This is a genomic window from Phenylobacterium sp. (assembly GCF_031360265.1).
Classification (GTDB): Bacteria; Pseudomonadota; Alphaproteobacteria; order Caulobacterales; family Caulobacteraceae; genus Phenylobacterium.
Genome location: NZ_JANMBF010000116.1, coordinates 53,935 through 71,247, shown reverse-complemented (window position 1 = coordinate 71,247; position 17,313 = coordinate 53,935). Strand labels below are relative to the sequence as shown.

Below are 17,313 nucleotides of genomic sequence, written 5' to 3'. Positions count from 1 at the left end.
GGCCGCAACGCCCTGGCTCTGGGCGACGCCGACGCTGCCCGGGCCGTCGCGGCGCGCTTCAACGCCCCGCTGGCCGCGCTCGACGCCCTGACCCGCCGCGCCGCCGCCGCTCGTCCGTTCGCCGCCGAGGCCCGCCTGGCCCGCGCGGACCTGATGTGCGGCTGGGGCGCCCGGCTGCGGGACGAGACCCTGCTGCGCGCCGCCATCGATGACGCCGCCGCCGCCGTCGCGCGCCTCGACCTGGCCTATGAGCCGCTGACTTGGGCCCGGGCCGAGATCCTGCGCGGACAGGCCGTGGCGCTCTGGGGCGAGGCCAGCGGCGATGTCGACGCGGTGGCCGCCGGCGCCACTTCCCTGGCCGGCGCGCTGGAGCACCTGGCCCGCGACCACAGCCCGCTGGACTGGGCGCGCACCCAGATCGCCCTGGCGCAAGCCCTGCAATCGCTGGGCGAGGCCAGCGCCGACGCGCGGGCCTACGAACAGGCGGTGACCTGTTACGACCGCGCCAACCTGGTGCTGAAGGACGCGCCGGCCACGCCGCTCAGGGGTCTGGCGGCCGGCGAGCGGGCGATGTGCCTGGCGCGTTCGGCGGAGCTGACCGGTGACCTGGGCGTGCTCGACGCCGCCGAGACAGCGCTGAAGATCGAACTGGCCGCCCAGCGTCCGCAGCGCGATCCGGTGGCCTGGGCCCTGGTCCAGCTGCATCTGGCGCGCCTCTACGAAGCGCGGGTGGACATCACCGGCAAGGATCGCGGCGAGCGGGCGGCCGGGGTCCTGGCGCTCGACGCCGCCCTCGACGTCTTCGCCGACCAGGGCCTGCGCTCCCTGACGGTCATCGCCGGCGACGCCCTGGCGCGGCTCAGGGCCGGCCCGGCCGCGCGACGCACAGCGGTCTGACGCTTCTCAATCCTCCCGGCTTCATGGCAAGCTCAGCTTGAACCGGAGCCGCGCCATGTGGATCAAGTCTGTCGCCTTGCTTACGTCGCTCGCCGCGACCGCTTCATCCGCCCAGCCGCCGCCGATCTGGTCCGAGGCGCCCAGCGTGGCCGACGTCGCCGCGGCCTATCCGGCCAAGGCCCGGGGGGCCGGCGTGGGCGGCCGGGTCAGCCTGTCCTGCGAGATCGACCGGCAGGATCGGCCGCGCGATTGCGCCGCGCTGGGCGAGCAGCCCTCAGGCTACGGCTTCGGCTTCGCGGCGCGAAAACTCGCCGAACACATGCGGGTGGCCGACGCTGCGCTCCGGGGCCAGGAAGTCCGTATCCCGGTGACCTTCGATCCCGCCGTGCTGAAGAACGAAGGTCCGCTGGTGACCCGGCCCGTATGGTCGACCTTGCCCTCGGCCGCGGACTTTCAGGCCAGCTTCCCCAAGACGGCCAACGGCGTCAACGAGGTGCGTGTGGCGCTGGTCTGCTCGGCCACGTCGGCCGGCCTGCTGACCGGTTGCGCAGTGGATCGCGAGGAGCCGGCCGGCCAGGGTTATGGCCAGGGCGCCTTGGCGTTGGCGCCGAAGTTCAGGGTCGGACCGTGGAGCCTCGACGGCCTCCCGACCAGTGGAGCCAGGGTGCGTGTGCCGATCCGCTACCAGCTGACGCCGGCCAAGTCAGAGTAGGTCAATTCCCATAAATATTTGATTTAACAATATTATCGTCATGGCCCGGCTTGTCCGGGCCACCCGCGATCTCCGCGTTGAAGGCTTAGCCACGGCTTGGCTGCGGATTTGCTTCAGCGACGCGGTGTTCATGGATCACCCGGACAAGCCGGATGATGACGATCATAGGGAGATGGCCGAAACCCTAACCGCCGCGCCACCATTTGAGGCCGGCGCGCTCGGCAGCTTCAAGCAGGGCGTGCAGGCCCGCGCCGAGGACCCCCAGCACCACCAGGGCGGCGAACATCTTGGCGGTCTGCAGGCGGTTGCCGGCTTCGAGGATGCGCCAGGCCAGTCCCTGGACCTTGCCGGAGCCCGCGACGAACTCGGCGACCACGGCGCCGACGATGGCCAGGCCGGCGGCGACCTTGTGGCCCTCCAGCACAAACGGCACGGCGGACGGCAGGCGCAGGCGCAGCAGCCGCTGCACACGGGAGGCGCCATAGAGGTCGAACAGCCGCATCAGGTCCGGATCGACAGCCTTGAGGCCGGTCACCGCGCCCGAATAGATCGGGAAGAAGGCGACCAGCGTCGCAAGGGCGATCACCGCCCGACCCGGATGGTCGGTTCCCGCCCAGATGTTGACCAGCGGCGCGATGGCGATCACCGGCGTTACCTGCAGGATCACGGTGAGGGGTTTGACGGCGCGTTCCAGCAGCGGGCTGAGCGCGACGGTCAGCGCCAGAGCCTGGGCGATGAGGCTGGCGATGACCAGGGCCGCCAGCGCCTCGGCCAGGGTGTAGCCCGTCGCCAGCAGCAGCGACGGGGCGTCGGCGACCAGGCTGGCGGCGATCGCCGAGGGCGGGGCCAGGAAATAGACCGGCACCTGCCAGGCGCGGCAGGCGATCTCCCAGGCGGCCAGCAGGATGGCGATCAGGGCGACGGGCGCCACGATGTTGGCGAGCCGGGTCATGCACGCGCCATGCCGCCGGCGAGCCGGTGGGAGACCGCCTCCACCTGGGCGCGAAAGCCCTCGGTGGTGCGAAAGCCCGGCGGCCTGGGCAGCGGGCCATCGACCGCGACCTCGCCAGCGATGCGGCCGGGCCCCGCGGTCATGATGACCACGCGGCTGGCCATGTAGACCGCCTCCTCGACGCTGTGGGTGACGAAGACGATGGCCGGCCGGGTCTGCGACCAGAGCCTCTGCACGTCGTCGGCCAGAGCGCGGCGGGTGATCTCGTCCAGGGCGGCGAACGGCTCGTCGAGCAGCAGCAGCTTGGGCTCGGTGACCAGGGCGCGGGCCAGCGAGACCCGCATCGCCATGCCGCCGGACAGCTGCGCCGGGTGCGCGGCGGCGGCCTCGGCCAGACCCACCCGGGCCAGGGCCCGTTCGGCGCGGGCTTCGGCCTCGGCGTGGCCGACCTCGGCCAGGTCCAGGGGCAGGGCGACGTTGGCCCGCGCCGTGAGCCAGGGCGCCAGGGTCGGCGCCTGGAACACCACGGCGGTCTCGCCCCGGCCTGGCGCGCGCGCCACGTCGCCCCGGCCCGGCGCCTCCAGCCCGGCCAGCAGCCGCAGGGCGGTGGACTTGCCGCAGCCGGACGGGCCCACCAGGGCGACGATCTCGCCGGCCTCGATCGACAGGCTGAACGGGCCCAGCGCCGGCCCGCGCGGATAGTCGACCGCCACCTCGCGCAGCGCCGCGATCATTCGGCTGTCGGCCTGGCCGCGGTCATCCGCACCGGCGCGGACTTATAGGCCGGCGTGCCGCTGCGCCGGTCGTGCGCACCCAGTTCCACCAGCCCGTTGGCCTCGGGATAATAGGCCGCCAGGCAGCCCGGGGGCAGGTCGCGCGCCACGGCCGTAAAGCCGCGCAGCACTCGCTCCCCGCCGGTGTCGAACGCCGCGTGCAGGTCGATCGCGTCGCCGTCGGCCAGACCCCGGCTGGCCAGGTCCTGGGCGTTGGCGAACACCACGTCGCGGCGGCCGAACACCCCGCGGTAGCGATCATCGCTGCCATAGATGGTGGTGTTGTACTGGTCGTGGCTGCGCAGCGTGGTGAGCAGCAGGATCGCCGGATCCGACAGGTCAGGCGCGTCGGTGTCCGCCTCATAGGGCAGGAAGTTGGCCTTGCCGCTGGCGGTCTTCCAGATCCGCTGCGACGGCCCCACCGGCAGCCGGAAGCCGCCGGGCACGCGGATCCTGGCGTTGTAGTCGCCGAACTGCTCGGGCAGGACCGCTTCGATCAGGTCGCGGATGCGGTCGTAGTCGGCGGTCAGGGCGGCCCAGTCCACCGGGTCGGTCGCTCCAAACAGCGCCGCTGCGATGCCGGCGACGATGGCGGGTTCGGACCGAAGGCCCGGCGAGGCCGGCGCGTTGAGGCCGCGCGAGGCGTGGACCATCGACATGGAGTCTTCCACGGTCACCGACTGGGCCCCGCCGGCCTGGCGGTCGAACTCGGTGCGGCCCAGGCATGGCAGCAAGAGGCTCTGGCGGCCGGGCAAGAGGTGGGTGCGGTTCAGCTTGGTGGCGACGTGGACGGTCATGTCCAGCCGCCGAAGCGCCGCGAAGGTGCGCAAGGGATCGGGTGCGGCGACGGCGAAATTGCCGCCCAGGCCGACGAACAGCTTGCACCGGCCGTCCTCCATCGCGCCGATCGCCTGCACCACGGTGTGCCCGTGCTCGCGCGGCGAGCGGAAGCCGAAGGTCGCATCCATCGACGCCAGAAACGCCTCGGAAGGCTTTTCCCAGAGGCCGACGGTGCGGTCGCCCTGCACGTTGGAGTGGCCGCGCAGCGGACAGATCCCCGCGCCGGGCCGCCCGATATTGCCGCGCAGCAGCAGCAGGTTGACGATCTGATGCACCGTGGACGAGGCGTTTCGGTGCTGCGTCAGGCCCATGCCGTAGCAGAGGATGGCCGCCCGCGAGGTCGCGTAGATCTGGGCCGCCTCCTCGATCGCCGCCCGCCCCAGGCCCGACCGCGCCTCGATATCCGGCCACGTCAGCTGTTCGAGCCGGGCGGCCAGGTCCGCGAATCCGCGAGTGTGCTCGGCGATGAAGGCATGGTCGAGCACTGGGGAGTCGCCGGCGGCCCGCGCGCTCACGTCCGCGGTGATCAGCGCCTTCATCATGCCTTGCAGCACGGCCGCGTCGCCACCGATCCGCACCTGATAGTACCGCGAGGCGATGTGCGTGGCGCCAAGCGTCGCCATCTCCAGCGGATCCTGCGGCGAGGCGAAGCGCTCTAGCGCCCGCTCCCGGAGCGGGTTGAACACCAGGATCGCGGCGCCCCGCCGCGCGGCGTCGCGCAGGGTGGTCATCATCCGCGGGTGGTTGGTGCCGGGATTGTGGCCGAAGCTTAAGATCAGGTCTGCTTCGTCGAAATCCTCCAGCGTCACCGAGCCCTTGCCGGCCCCGATGGCGTCGGGCAGGGCCACGCTGGTGGGCTCGTGGCACATGTTCGAGCAGTCGGGGAAATTGTTGGTGCCGAAGCGGCGGCCGAGCAGCTGGTAGAGAAACGCCGCTTCGTTGGAGGCCCGGCCCGACGCGTAGAATTCCGCCTGGTTCGGATGCTCCAGCGCCTTCAGCCCGGCCGCCACCCGCCTGTAGGCGTCCGCCCAGTCGATCGCCACATAGCGGTCGGTGTCGGTGTCATAGGCCATCGGCTCGGTCAGCCGCCCGGCGTCTTCCAGCGCATGGTCGCTCCAGCCGCGCAGCTCAGTCAGGGTATGGGTGGCGAACAGCTCCGGCGTGGCCCGCTTGCGGGTCGCCTCCCAGGCGACGGCCTTGGCGCCGTTCTCGCAGAACTCGAAGGACGAGGCGTGCTTCGGATCGGGCCAGGCGCAGCCGGGGCAGTCGAAGCCGTCGGGCTGGTTGGCGTGCAGCAGGCTGCGGCCGCCCTCGACCACGGTCTTCTGATCGGTCAGCGCATGTCCCACGGCCTTCAGGGCGCCCCAGCCGCCAGCCGCGGCGTCATAGCGGCGGACGCCTGGAATGGATCGTTCCGCCATCAGATCGCCTCCGCCAGATCCGTTGCGACCAGACCCAGGCGCTCGGGATGGCTGAACACCGTATGGCCGTCGTCGCGGGCCAGGGCGACCAGGGTCAGGCCGGCGCTGTCGGCCCGCTGGATCGCCAGGTCGGTGGGCGCGGAGATCGCCACCAGCATCGGACAGCCGATCCGCGCGGTCTTCTCGACCATCTCGAACGAGCAGCGGCTGGTGACCACCACGAAGCCGCCCGCCGGGTCGGTCCCGGCGCGCAGCAGGGCGCCGGCCAGCTTGTCCAGCGCGTTGTGACGGCCGACGTCCTCGAGCACTGGTCCCAGACTTCCGTCGGCGAAGGCGAAGCCCGCGGCGTGGGTGGCCCGCGTCAGGCGTCCCAGCGGCTGGCGTCCCCCGAGCTCGGCCACCGCGCGCTCGATGGCGGCGGGCCGGAAACTTTGGCGGCTGACCACGGCCGGCAGCGGCCGCACCGCGTCGGCCAGCCGCTGCACGCCACAGAGGCCGCAGCTTGAGCGGCCCTCCAGGGTGCGTGGCCGGAGGCGGCGCGTCCGCGACGACGGCGCCAGGCGGACATCGACCAGCACCCCCTCGGCGGCCGCCTCGACGGTCACCGCCAGGAGATCGGCATAGGTCGCGATCGCCTCGGTCACCGTGAAGCCGACGGCCAGCTCTTCCAGGTTGTCGGGCGTCGCCATCAGCACGGTATGGGGCCGGCCGTCGAAGGACAGGCCGATGGCGACCTCCCGCGGCGTCGCTCGCGCGATCTCGGTCACCGGGCGATGCGGGCGCCACTCAAGGCCCGCACGAGTCCGGCTGGACGGGCCGATGTCTGCCATGCTTCGCATCCTACTCCACGCGACCGCCGGCGCGCCGGCTCACTTGCCGAGGAACCGCAGCGTGTAGGCCGCCCGGCCGTCAAGCGTCTTAGGATAGACCCCCTGGCTCGTCGCCATGTCGATAAAGGTCTTCCAGCGCGCGTCGGTCATCGCCCCGATAGCCCCCCCGTCGCGGCTCTCGACGATGGCATAGGACTTCAGCTTGGCGCGGGCCTGGTCGAGCACGTCCTGGGTCATGTCCGGATTGTCCTTCAGGATCAGGGCGTCGGCGGGCCTGGGGTCGCCGTTGAGATAGTCCTTCCAGCCCTTGGCGCTGGCCTCGACGAAGGCCTTCACCGCCGCCGGATTGCTGGCGATCAGGGCGTCAGGCGCCAGGATCATGTTGGCGTATCCGGGGTAGCCGTTGTCGGCCAGCAGGAACACCTCGGGCTTCAGCCCCGCCTGCTTCTCCAGAGTATAGGGCTCCGAGGTCAGATAGCCCTGCTGGGCGGCGCGCTTGTCGGCGAGGAACGGGCCGTTGTTGAAGGTGTATTTGCGCACCTGATCGTCGGTGAAGCCATACTTGGCCTTCAGCCACACCCAGAAGGCGGTGATCGAGGCGTCGCCCAGCAGGATCGGGTGGCCCTTCAGGTCGGCCAGCGTCTCGACGCCGGCGTCAGGGTGGGCGATCAGCACCTGCGGGTCCTTCTGGAAGATTGCCGCCACCGCCTTCACCGGCACCCGCTCCTGGGCGAGGTTCATGACGATGAAGCTGTTGGAGCCCATGCCCAGGTCCACCGATCCGGCCGCCAGCAGCTGCGGCACGTTCACGCCCGGCCCGCCCTGCAGGATCGTCACGGCCAGGCCACGGCGGGCGTATTCGCCGTTGGCCAGCGCCTCATAGAACCCGCCCTGCTCGGCCTGGGCCCGCCAGTCGGTGGCGAAGCGGATGGGGGTCAGCCCCGGCGTCTTGGCGACCTCCTCCTTCGGCGAACAGGCGCAGGCCAGGGCCGCGACGGCGACGGCGACGATGAGACGCAAGGCTTGCATGGAGACTCCCCGACTGAGCCTCGCGAACCTAGGGCGGTCTGGCCCAGGTTGGAAGACGCCCATAGTTGGAAGACGCCCATAGCAAGAGGGCGGCGCTCCGGTTGCCCGGGGCTCCGCCCTCTCATCCAGATCCGTTGGGGGATCTGTGCCTTCCAGGTCGATCGCGCCTTCGGTTGGCGAGCAAGCTCGCTGGTTTTCCGTCGCGGCCGGTGTCTCTCAGTCGTTTGTCCCGGGTCGCCCCGGTCCTACGGCTCAAAAACCTCCTGCTCGCCTTGGCTTCTGGGTCCGCCGTTTCCGGCCTCTCCGTCCGCCCGCGCCGCAGTCCCTCTCGGCAAGTGAACGGTGCTCCCGAACCCGAAATCCGGCAAGCGAGAGATTGGGTCCCCATGTGCGTGGGCGGAGCAAACCCGGTGCATATCCGGTGGACAACCTGGGACGTCGCGCCAATTTCCAAAAGCGATTCAGAGCTGAAAACAATCCACAGGAAAGCGACCCTGAGCCTTCAGCGGCCGGTTTGCAGGGCCTCGCGGCGGCCTTCAAGGACCAGCCAGTCTTCCTCCGCCGCGGCCAGGCCCGCGCGCGCCGCGTCGAGCTCGCGGCTCAACCGCTGGAAGCCGGCCGGGTCGCGGCCATAGAGGCCCGGGTCGGCCAGCCTGGCCTCCAGGGCCGCCATCTTTCCGGGCGCCTCGGCGATCAGGGTTTCCAGTTCCAAGAGCCGGCGCTGGTCCTTGAAGCTGAGCTTCGCCGAGCGGGGCGGTTCCGGCCTGGCCGCCGGCGCCAAGGTCGCCTTGGCGGCCGACTTGGGGCTCGTCGCGAAGGCGGCAATCGGCAGGTGGGTGAAGAACCCCGGATTCTGCGAGATGAAGTCCTGCCAGCCGCCCGGCGTCTCGATGGTGCGGCCCGCGCCGTCCAGCCCGATGGTCGAGGTCGCCAGCCGGTCGATGAAGTCGCGGTCGTGGCTGACCAGGATCAGCGTCCCCTCATAGTCGGCCAGCAGGTCTTCCAGGAGGTCGAGGGTGTCCATGTCGAGGTCGTTGGTCGGCTCGTCCAGCACCAGCACATTGGCCGGGTTGGCGAGCGCGCGGGCCAGCAGCAGGCGATTGCGTTCGCCGCCCGACAGGCTGCGCACCGGCTGGCGCAGCTGCGCCTCGGAAAACAGGAAGTCCTTGGCGTAGGACACGATGTGGCGGGGCTCGCCGCGCACCAGGATCTGGTCGCCGCCCTTGGGCAGGAGCACCTCGCGAAGGGTCATCTCCGGCGACAGCGCCGCGCGCGCCTGGTCGATATAGCTGATCTCCAGATTGGTCCCCAGCTTGACCTCGCCGGAGTCGGCGGGGATCTGGCCCAGCAGCAGCTTGACCAGTGTGGTCTTGCCGGCCCCGTTCGGCCCGACCACCGCCACCCGATCGCCGCGCAGGATGCGGGTGGAGAAGTCCTTCAGCAGCACCCGGTCGCCGAACGCCTTGCTGACGCCCTTGGCCTCGACCACCCGCTTGCCTGAGACCCCGGAGCTGGCCAGCCCCATGTTGAGTTCCTTGCGGGTGTCCTTCAGCCGGTCGGCCTTGTCCTGGCGCAGGCTTTCCAGGCGTCGCTTGCGGCCCTCGTTGCGGGCGCGGCGCGCGGTGACGCCGCGGGCCATCCAGTGGGCCTCGCGCTGGATATAGCGATCCAGGCGCCGGGCCTCCTCGGCCTCCTGCGCGGCAATCTTCTCAGCCCAGCCCTCGAAGCCCGCGAACCCCTCGTCCAGCCGCTTGACCAGCCGGTATTCCAGCCAGAAGCAGCGCCGGGTCACCCGCTCCAGGAACGCCCGGTCATGGCTGACGATCAGGGCCGCGGCCTTCGACGCCGCCAGTTCCTCCTCCAGCGTCTCGATGGCCAGGATGTCCAGGTGGTTGGTGGGTTCGTCCAGCAGGATCACGTCGGCGTCCTCGGCGAAGGCCCGGGCCAGCGCCGCGCGACGGATCTCCCCGCCGGAGAGCCCCTCCGCCGCCTTGCCTGGGTCGAGCCCGAAGTCGCTCAGCCGGGCCTGCGCCCGATAGTCCTTCGCCCCGCCTGCGGTGGCGTAGTCGAGCAGGGTGGCGCCGGTGATCTCCGGTTCCTGCGGCACGAAGGCGATCCGCGCGCCCGGTGTGATCGCCCGGTCGCCGCCGTCCGGCTCGATCTGCCCGGCCAGGATGCGCAACAGCGTCGACTTGCCCGCCCCGTTGCGCCCCACCAGACAGGCGCGCACGCGGGCGTCCAGGGCCAGATCGACCCCGTCGAACAGCATCAGCGGACCGTCCGCCAGGCGAACGTCCTTCAGGGCGAGGATGGGGGCGCGCATGTGGGGGCGGACAGATACAGCGCGGGGGGCGGAGCGCAAGGGCGGGCCGGGCATGGGCGTGGGTTGCGACACCTGCCGCTCGATATCTGAAACCGACCGCCCGTTGACCCTTGGCTAACTTTCCAAGGGTTGGCGTAGCCAGTTGACCACAGTCAGCCCGCCTACCCGGGCGAATTCCCGTTCGTTGTCGGTCACAACGCAACACCCTGCTGCGATGGCGTGGGCGGCGATCAGCAGGTCGTTGCCGCCTATCGGCGTGCCGGCCGTCTCCAGTTGCGTGCGAAGCTCGCCGTAAGCGGCGTCGGCGGGGTCCTCAAGCGGCAGGATCGTCAGGGCCGCCAGGACGCGTTCGACCTGGGCCGTCAGGCGCGGCGAGCCGCGTTTGGCCGCGCCGTATCTGAGCTCGGCAGCGACAATCAAACTGGTGCAGACCGCGTCCTCGCCCACCTCGGCGATCCGTGCGGCGATCCTGCCTTGCGGATTGCGCACGAGGTCCGAGACAATGTTGGTGTCGAGCAGGTGGCGCATCAGAGTTCGACGGGACCTGGCGCCGGGTCGTCAATTTCAGGAAATTCGTCGTTGATCGGGGACAGAGCGGCCAGGACCGCGAGCAGTGATGTCGGAGCCGCCGCCTCAAGGATCAACCGGTCGCCCTCGCGGTGCATGATCGCGTGCTGCCCGGGCAACTCGAACTCGCGCGGAATCCGAACTGCCTGATTCCGGCCGTTCTTGAACAGTTTCACGTGACGATGCGCGTTCATGGCGCAACGATAGCATAGGCTTCGGCATAGGCCAACGACTCTGGTCTGGAGACCAAGAAGTCGCCGGCAGCGGCGCGGGGCGGGTCGGGGGCGTTCGGTGATTCCGTGCCTGGAGAGGTCTACGCTCCGCCCAAGGATCGGCGAAGTTCCGCCTGAGGCCCCGCCGCCCGGCGAGACTTTGCGCGCGGACCGCCTTACGGATGATCCCGGTCCTTACGGAGAGGGAGACCCCGGTTGCGCGACGTCGGATCGACCGCAGAAACCCCCAGTCTGGGGCCCGGTCAGGCCGAGGTGGTTCTGCCCTGCGTGGAGCTGGCGCCGACGCTCGACTTCTTCGTGGAAACCCTGGGCTTCCGGGTGGAGACCATCTTTCCGGCCGACGAGCCCCGCGTCGCCAGCCTCTCCGGCCACGGCCTGCGCCTGCGGCTTGAGCCGGGGGACGCACCCGCGCCGACGCTTCGCCTTCCCGGCGCCGGCGCGCCGCGGATCGCCCCCAACGGCGCCCGCATCCTGTTCGTCGATCCCAATCCGCCCCTCGAGACGCCGCCGCTTCGGCCGGCGTTCGTCCTCACCCGCGCCGCCGACGGTCCCGGCCCCGGCGAGGGCCGCGCCGGCATGCTCTATCGGGACCTGATCCCCGACCGCCTGGGCGGACGCTTCATCGCCTCGCACATCACGATCCCTCAGGGCGGGCCGGTCGCCGACTGGGTCCACTTCCACAAGATCCGCTTCCAGATGATCTTCTGCCGCGCCGGCTGGGTGCGGGTGGTCTACGAGGACCAGGGGGAGCCCTTCACCCTGCAGGCCGGCGACTGCGTCCTGCAACCGCCCCGCATCCGCCACCGGGTGCTGGAAAGCTCGCCGGGCCTGGAGGTGGTGGAGATCGGCTGTCCGGCCCTGCACGAAACCCTGGCCGACCACGACCTGACCCTGCCCACAGCGCGTCTCGATCCGCGGCGCGATTTCGCCGGCCAGCGTTTCCTGCGCCACGTCGCCGTCGAGACGCCGTGGACCGCCCACGCCGCCACCGGATTCGAACGCCGCGACACCGGCATGGCGGCCGCGACGCAGGGCCTGGCCGAGGTCCGCGTGATCCGTCCCGCCCTGGCCCGGTCCTTCGCCGCCGACGGCTACGATGGCGAGTTGCTGTTCGGCTTCGTCCTGCACGGAGGCGCCGTGCTCGACCACGACGGCGCGCACCCGCTCAACGCCGGCGACGCCTTCGTCATCCCGCCCCGACGGCCGTGGGGCCTGGCGGACGCCTCGCCCGACTTCCAGCTGCTCGAGGTGATCCTGCCCGCCGGCGCCTCGGACGTCTGATGGACGACGAAGACGCCATCGTCGCGCGCGAAGCGGGCCTCAAGAAGGCGCTGACGCGCGGCCAGATCATCATGATCGGTCTGGGCGGCGCCATCGGCACCGGCCTCTTCATGGGCAGCGGCATCGCCATCGGCTACGCGGGTCCGGGCGTCCTGATCAGCTATCTGATCGCCGCCTTCGCCGCGATCGTGGTGGTCTGCAGCCTGTCGGAAATGGTCGCCCTGCACCCGGCCGCGGGGTCCTTCGGGGTCTATGCCGAGACCTATCTGAACCGCTGGGCGGGTTTCGTTGTCCGCTACACCTACTGGGCCGCCCAGGTGATCGCCGTCGGCGGCGAGGCGGTGGCCGCCGGAACCTATATGAGCTGGTGGTTCCCCGGCGTTGCGGTCTGGGCCTGGTCGCTCGGGTTCGCGGTCATCCTGCTCTGGGTCAACGCCCGCTCGGTGGCCAATTTCGGGACCTTCGAATACGTCTTCGCGGTCATCAAGGTGACCGCCATCGTCGGCTTCATCCTCTTGGGCGGCGCGGCGATCCTGGGGGTCGGTCAGCCTGCCCTGGGCCTCCACAATCTCTACGCCCTGCCCGGCGGCTTCCTGCCTCATGGGCTGAAGGGCGTCTGGATGGGGACCATCATGGCGGTGTTCTCCTTCGTCGGCGTCGAGATGGTCGCGGTCGCCTCCGCCGAGACGCCCGATCCGAAGACCACCATCCCCGCCGCGCTCCGCGCCATGGCCGTGCGCCTGGCGCTGTTCTACCTGCTGGCGCTGACCGTCCTGATGAGCTTCGTCCCGTGGACCGAGACCGGCGCCAAGGTGGTTTCCGAAAGTCCCTTCGTGCGCGTCTTCGCCCATACCGGACTGCCGGCGGCGGCCGGGATCATGAACTTCGTGGTGCTGAGCGCGGCGCTCTCCAGCATGAACGCCAACATCTACCTAAGCGCCCGGATGCTGTTCTCGCTCTCGCGCGGCGGCTATGCTCCCCGGCGCCTGGGCCGTCTCAATCCCGCCGGCGCGCCCACCGCCGCCATCGCGGTATCCGGCGTCTGCGTCGCCGCGGCCGCCGCGGTCTCGTTCTTCACGCCGCTGGCCTACAACTACCTTTTCGGCGTCGCCCTGTTCGGCGCGATATTCGTCTGGATCGTCATCCTGCTCAGCCACCTGGGCTTCCGCCGCCGACACCGGGCCCGCGACCTGCCGGTGCGGATGCCCTTCTTCCCCTGGCTGCAGATCGCCGGCCTGATCCTGCTCGCCGCGCTGCTGGTCACCATGGGGCTCGACACCGAATTCTGGAACATCTCCTGGATCGTCGGCGTCCCCTGGCTCGGCATTCTGACTGTGGCCTACGTCGTTCAGCGGCGCCGTGTCCGATCTGCTACATGAGCCGCATGGCCCGCGAACCTTTCTGGCGTCGCAAGACGCTCACCCAAATGACCGTGCCGGAGTGGGAGAGCCTGTGCGACGGCTGCGGCCTGTGCTGCCTGGTGCGCTTCGAGGAGGAGGACACCGGCGACGTCATCCCGACCCGCGTCCACTGCCAGCTGTTCGACGCCCACGCCTGCGTCTGCGCCGACTATGCGAACCGCCACGCCACTGTGCCCGACTGTGTCAAGCTGACGCCCGGCAACATCGAACAGCTGGCCTGGATGCCGCTGTCCTGCGCCTATCGACGGCTGCACGAGGGCCGTGACCTGGCGGATTGGCATCCGCTGATATCCGGCGACCCTGAAAGCGTGCATCGCGCCGGCGTCTCGGTGCGCGGCCAGACGATCAGCGAGACGGTGCTCAACGAGGCCGAGGACGCGCTGGATTTCGCCGCCCCCGACCTGATGGTTGAGCGAGGGCGGCGCTAGGCTCCGGCGCCCACATGTGATATTTCTGCCACATTGGCTCTTGCGCGCGGGCGCGTTCCGACCGATCTAGACCGCGACACTCCACCTCCAATCATCGAAGGGCTCAGGTTTTTGGCGAGCGATCCTTATCAGGAGCTGGGCGTCCCCCGGACCGCCACGGCGGCGGAGATCCGCAAGGCGTTTCACAAGCTCGCCAAGGCCCACCACCCCGACACCAATCCCGACAACAAGGCGGCCGAGGAGCGGTTCAAGCGGGTCAGCGCGGCCTTCGACATCCTGGGCGACGTCCCCAAGCGCAAGAAGTTCGACGCCGGCGAGATCGACGCCGACGGGCGGGAGACCGCGCGCGGGTTCGGCGGCGGCGGTCCCTGGGGTCCACCTCCCGGCGGCGGCGGGTTCGGCGGCGGGCGTGGCGAGAGCTTCGAGGGCGTCGATCTCGGCGACATCCTGGGCGAGATGTTCGGCGGTGCGAGGGGCGGCCGCGGCGGCGGCGGACAGGGCGGCGGGTTCGGCGGCGGCTCGCAGCGCGGCGGTGACGTTCGCGCCCGGCTTGAGGTCGACCTGGTGGACGCCATCCTGGGCGGCAAGCGGCGGATCGCCTTTTCCGACGGGCGCACCATCGACGTGACCATCCCCAAGGGCGCCCAGGAGGGCCAGACCCTGCGGCTCAAGGGCCAGGGCTCGCCCGGCCGCGCCGGCCCCGGCGACGCGCTGATCGAGCTGACCATTGCGGCGCACCCGATCTTCCGCCGCGAGGGCGAGGCGCTGGTGATGGACGTGCCGGTGACCGTCTATGACGCGGTGCTGGGCGGCAAGGCTCAGGCGCCGACCCCGGACGGCCCGGTGACCCTGACCATCCCCAAGGGCGCCAACACCGGCGCGCGCCTGCGGCTGAAGGGTCGGGGGCTGGCTGACGCGCAGGGCCGGCGCGGCGACCTCTTCGCGCGCCTGGTGGTCGCCCTGCCCGACAGACCGGACGCGGAGCTGGAGGCCCTGGCCGAAACCTGGAAGCGCGAGCGGCCCTATGCGCCGAAGCGCAAGCCCTGACCGATGGGCGTGACAGCCGCCACGCGGCGTCCCATAACCGGGACCGTTCAGGCCCGGTTCAGTCCAGGCCCCTTAGGTGGGGACCCATGAAACACCATATCCTCATCGCCGCGCTGCTGCTCGGCGCGCCCGTGGCGGGCGTGGCCGCGGCGCAGGAAACCGCCCAGGCGGGCCGCCAGGCGCCCCAGGTGGCGCTCTCGCGCGTTCTGGCCATGCTGGCCCAGCGCCACCCGGGCAAGCAGCTGAACACCACACTGGGTCAATCGGGCGGCCGGGCGACCTATGTGATCCAGTGGCAACTCGCCGACGGTCGGATCGTGGTGTTCGTGGTGGACGCCGAGACCGGCCAGGTCATTGGCTAGAACCCGGGTTATTGGCTAGAACAAGGAGGCCGCCATGCGCATCCTGCTCGTGGAAGACGATCCCGACCTGTCGCGCCAGCTGAAGCTGGCGCTGGCTGACGCCGGCTATGCCGTCGATCACGCGCCGGACGGCGAGGAGGCCCAGTTTCTCGGCGAGACCGAACCCTATGACGCCGTCGTCCTCGATCTCGGACTGCCCAAGGTGGACGGGATCTCGGTGCTGGAACGCTGGCGGCGCGAGAACATGGCCACCCCCGTGCTGATCCTCACCGCCCGCGGCGCCTGGAGCGAGAAGGTCGCGGGCTTCGACGCCGGCGCGGACGATTACCTGACCAAGCCCTTCCATACCGAGGAGCTGCTGGCGCGCCTGCGGGCGCTGCTGCGGCGCACCGCTGGCCACGCAAGCCCCAATCTGGAATGCGGCGGCCTGCGCCTTGATCCCCGCGCCGCCCGCGCCAGCGTCAACGGCGAGCCCTTGCGGCTGACCTCACTGGAGTACCGCCTCCTGCACTATCTGATGATGCACCAGGGTCGGGTGATCAGCCGAACGGAACTGGTCGAGCACCTTTACGACCAGGATTTCGACCGCGATTCCAATACCATCGAAGTATTCATCGGCCGGGTGCGCAAGAAGATGGGCGCCGACCGCATCGAGACCGTGCGCGGGCTCGGCTATCGCCTGACGGCGCCCGACGCCGAGCTCGACGGTGCGGCGAGCGCGTCGTGATGGGTCGCGTACCGGGCCCCGTGACGGGGTGACGATCCTCGCGGCGGGGCTGCGCCGCCCCTCGCTGGCGCGTCGGCTGGTGCTGCTGGCGCTGGGCTGGAGTCTCGCGGCCCTGATCGTCTCGGCCGCGGTCCTGGCGCTGTTGTTCCAGCAGGCCGCGATCCGGCGCGTCGATCAGACGCTCAGCGATCTCACCGTCAACCTGGTCACCTATTCGACGGTCGAGGCCGGACAGGTGTTCGCCCCGCCGTTCACCGACGAACGCGCGCTGCGGGTCTTTTCCGGCCGCTACTGGGAGATCGCCGAGCCTACGGCGGACGGTCGGCTGCGGCCCCTGGCGCGGTCCCACTCTCTGTTCGATGCGGTGCTCGACGCTCCAGCGGATCTGGTGGCGCGGCTCAAATCCCGGCCGGGCCACCCCATCGCCTATGACGCTCGCGGTCCGCTCAGCGAGCCGCTGCGGGTGCGCGCGCAGCAGAACTGGCTGCCCGGCCGCAAGGCCCCGGTGATCTTCCTGGCCGCCGAGGATCGCAGCTCGATCGACCGCGACGTCCAGGGATTCGTCGCCGCCACAGCGGCGGCCTTCGTGCTGCTGGGGGCGGGCCTGATCGTGGCCATTGTCATCCAGGTCCGGGTCGGCCTGCGACCGCTGTTCGACCTCAGCCGCGAGGTCGCCGACGTGCGCCGGGGCAAGTCCGTGCGGTTGGCCGAAACCTATCCCAGCGAACTGAAGCCGCTGGCCCAGGAACTCAACGCCCTGGTAGCGCACAACCAGGAGGTGGTTGAGCGTCAGCGCACCCACGTGGGCAACCTGGCGCATGCGCTGAAGACTCCGATCTCCGTAATGATCGCCGAGGCCACCCAGCGACCCGGCCCGCTGGCGGACGTGGTGACCCGGCAGGCGGACGCCATGCGCCAACAGGTCGACCATCACCTGCGGCGCGCCCGGGCCGCGGCCCGCAGCCAGGGGCAGGGCGAGCGAACCGCCGTGGCCGCGGTGCTCGACGAGCTGTCGCGTACCCTGGAGCGCATTTTCCGCGACAAGGGGGTCAGCATCGACTGGGACGCGCCCGACGACCTCTATTTCCTCGGCGAGCGGCAGGACCTGCTCGAGATCGCCGGCAACGCCGTGGAGAATGCCTGCAAGTGGTGCAAGGGCCGCGTCCGGGTCCGCGCCGCCGCGCTCGGTGCGGAGCGGTTCGCTCTGGTGGTGGAAGACGACGGCCCCGGCCTGCCGCCCGACCGCCGCGACGAGGTGCTGCGCCGGGGCGCGCGGCTGGACGAGACCGCGCCGGGCTCGGGTCTTGGCCTGTCGATCGTCGATGAACTGGCCCGCGCCTACGGCGGCGGCGTGACCCTGGGAGATTCGACCCTCGGCGGACTCCGCCTGGACGCGGATCTGCCGCAGGCCGGGGCCTGACGCGGAGCGCGATCCACGCCTTCGCAGACCCTTAACTCGGGGCAGGCACT

General features: G+C 70.6%; 16 protein-coding genes and 1 pseudogene. 9 read left to right on the top strand and 8 right to left on the bottom strand.

Annotated elements, in window-relative coordinates:
- Together RMN86_RS10805 and RMN86_RS10800 are read left to right on the top strand one after the other, a co-directional pair.
- A pseudogene (locus RMN86_RS10805) lies at positions 1-897 on the top strand (hypothetical protein); the annotation flags it as partial.
- 55 nt (positions 898-952) lie between these two features.
- Positions 953-1,609: a TonB family protein gene (locus RMN86_RS10800; RefSeq protein ID WP_309605852.1), complete on the top strand. Its 657-nt coding sequence runs from the start codon at positions 953-955 to the stop codon at positions 1,607-1,609.
- 184 nt (positions 1,610-1,793) lie between these two features.
- Here RMN86_RS10800 and RMN86_RS10795 read toward each other — a convergent pair whose 3' ends face one another.
- From RMN86_RS10795 to RMN86_RS10760, 8 genes are all read right to left on the bottom strand, one after another.
- Entirely contained in the window at positions 1,794-2,561 is a 768-nt protein-coding gene (locus RMN86_RS10795) for an ABC transporter permease (protein WP_309605851.1), read from the bottom strand.
- Positions 2,558-3,295 carry an ABC transporter ATP-binding protein gene (locus RMN86_RS10790; protein ID WP_309605850.1) on the bottom strand — a complete coding sequence of 246 codons (738 nt, stop codon included), beginning with the start codon at positions 3,293-3,295 and terminating at the stop codon, positions 2,558-2,560. The genes RMN86_RS10795 and RMN86_RS10790 overlap by 4 nt, the downstream gene beginning before the upstream one ends.
- A complete protein-coding gene (locus RMN86_RS10785) occupies positions 3,292-5,595 on the bottom strand; it encodes an FdhF/YdeP family oxidoreductase (RefSeq protein ID WP_309605849.1) in 2,304 nt (767 codons plus the stop codon). Before RMN86_RS10785 ends, RMN86_RS10790 begins: the two co-directional genes overlap by 4 nt.
- The gene (gene fdhD / locus RMN86_RS10780) at positions 5,595-6,425 is read right to left on the bottom strand and encodes a formate dehydrogenase accessory sulfurtransferase FdhD (RefSeq protein WP_309605848.1); all 831 of its coding nucleotides are present in this window, start codon (positions 6,423-6,425) and stop codon (positions 5,595-5,597) included. Before fdhD ends, RMN86_RS10785 begins: the two co-directional genes overlap by 1 nt.
- Positions 6,426-6,464: 39 nt before the next feature.
- A complete protein-coding gene (locus RMN86_RS10775; RefSeq protein WP_309605847.1) occupies positions 6,465-7,454 on the bottom strand; it encodes an ABC transporter substrate-binding protein in 990 nt (329 codons plus the stop codon).
- Positions 7,455-7,956: 502 nt separating this feature from the next.
- Positions 7,957-9,777 carry an ABC-F family ATP-binding cassette domain-containing protein gene (locus RMN86_RS10770; RefSeq protein ID WP_309605846.1) on the bottom strand — a complete coding sequence of 607 codons (1,821 nt, stop codon included), beginning with the start codon at positions 9,775-9,777 and terminating at the stop codon, positions 7,957-7,959.
- 114 nt (positions 9,778-9,891) lie between these two features.
- Positions 9,892-10,305 carry a type II toxin-antitoxin system VapC family toxin gene (locus RMN86_RS10765; protein ID WP_309605845.1) on the bottom strand — a complete coding sequence of 138 codons (414 nt, stop codon included), beginning with the start codon at positions 10,303-10,305 and terminating at the stop codon, positions 9,892-9,894.
- Complete coding sequence (locus RMN86_RS10760; protein WP_309605844.1) at positions 10,305-10,538, bottom strand: AbrB/MazE/SpoVT family DNA-binding domain-containing protein; 234 nt, start codon at positions 10,536-10,538, stop codon at positions 10,305-10,307. Before RMN86_RS10760 ends, RMN86_RS10765 begins: the two co-directional genes overlap by 1 nt.
- Before the next feature lie 234 nt (positions 10,539-10,772).
- On the opposite strand from RMN86_RS10760, the gene RMN86_RS10755 reads away from it, so the two are divergent.
- The 7 genes from RMN86_RS10755 to RMN86_RS10725 all read left to right on the top strand — a co-directional run bounded on the left by RMN86_RS10755 (position 10,773) and on the right by RMN86_RS10725 (position 17,263).
- Entirely contained in the window at positions 10,773-11,858 is a 1,086-nt protein-coding gene (locus RMN86_RS10755; protein ID WP_309605843.1) for a hypothetical protein, read from the top strand.
- Complete coding sequence (locus RMN86_RS10750; protein WP_309605842.1) at positions 11,858-13,237, top strand: amino acid permease; 1,380 nt, start codon at positions 11,858-11,860, stop codon at positions 13,235-13,237. Before RMN86_RS10755 ends, RMN86_RS10750 begins: the two co-directional genes overlap by 1 nt.
- Before the next feature lie 5 nt (positions 13,238-13,242).
- Complete coding sequence (locus RMN86_RS10745; protein ID WP_309605857.1) at positions 13,243-13,707, top strand: YcgN family cysteine cluster protein; 465 nt, start codon at positions 13,243-13,245, stop codon at positions 13,705-13,707.
- 111 nt (positions 13,708-13,818) lie between these two features.
- On the top strand, positions 13,819-14,754 hold the full coding sequence (locus tag RMN86_RS10740) for a DnaJ C-terminal domain-containing protein (protein ID WP_309605841.1): 936 nt from the start codon (positions 13,819-13,821) through the stop codon (positions 14,752-14,754).
- An 86-nt stretch (positions 14,755-14,840) separates the two neighbouring features.
- A complete protein-coding gene (locus RMN86_RS10735; protein ID WP_309605840.1) occupies positions 14,841-15,116 on the top strand; it encodes a PepSY domain-containing protein in 276 nt (91 codons plus the stop codon).
- 34 nt (positions 15,117-15,150) lie between these two features.
- A complete protein-coding gene (locus tag RMN86_RS10730) occupies positions 15,151-15,843 on the top strand; it encodes a response regulator transcription factor (RefSeq protein ID WP_309605839.1) in 693 nt (230 codons plus the stop codon).
- Between the two features lie 28 nt (positions 15,844-15,871).
- Positions 15,872-17,263 carry an ATP-binding protein gene (locus RMN86_RS10725; RefSeq protein WP_309605838.1) on the top strand — a complete coding sequence of 464 codons (1,392 nt, stop codon included), beginning with the start codon at positions 15,872-15,874 and terminating at the stop codon, positions 17,261-17,263.
- Positions 17,264-17,313: the final 50 nt, after the last annotated feature.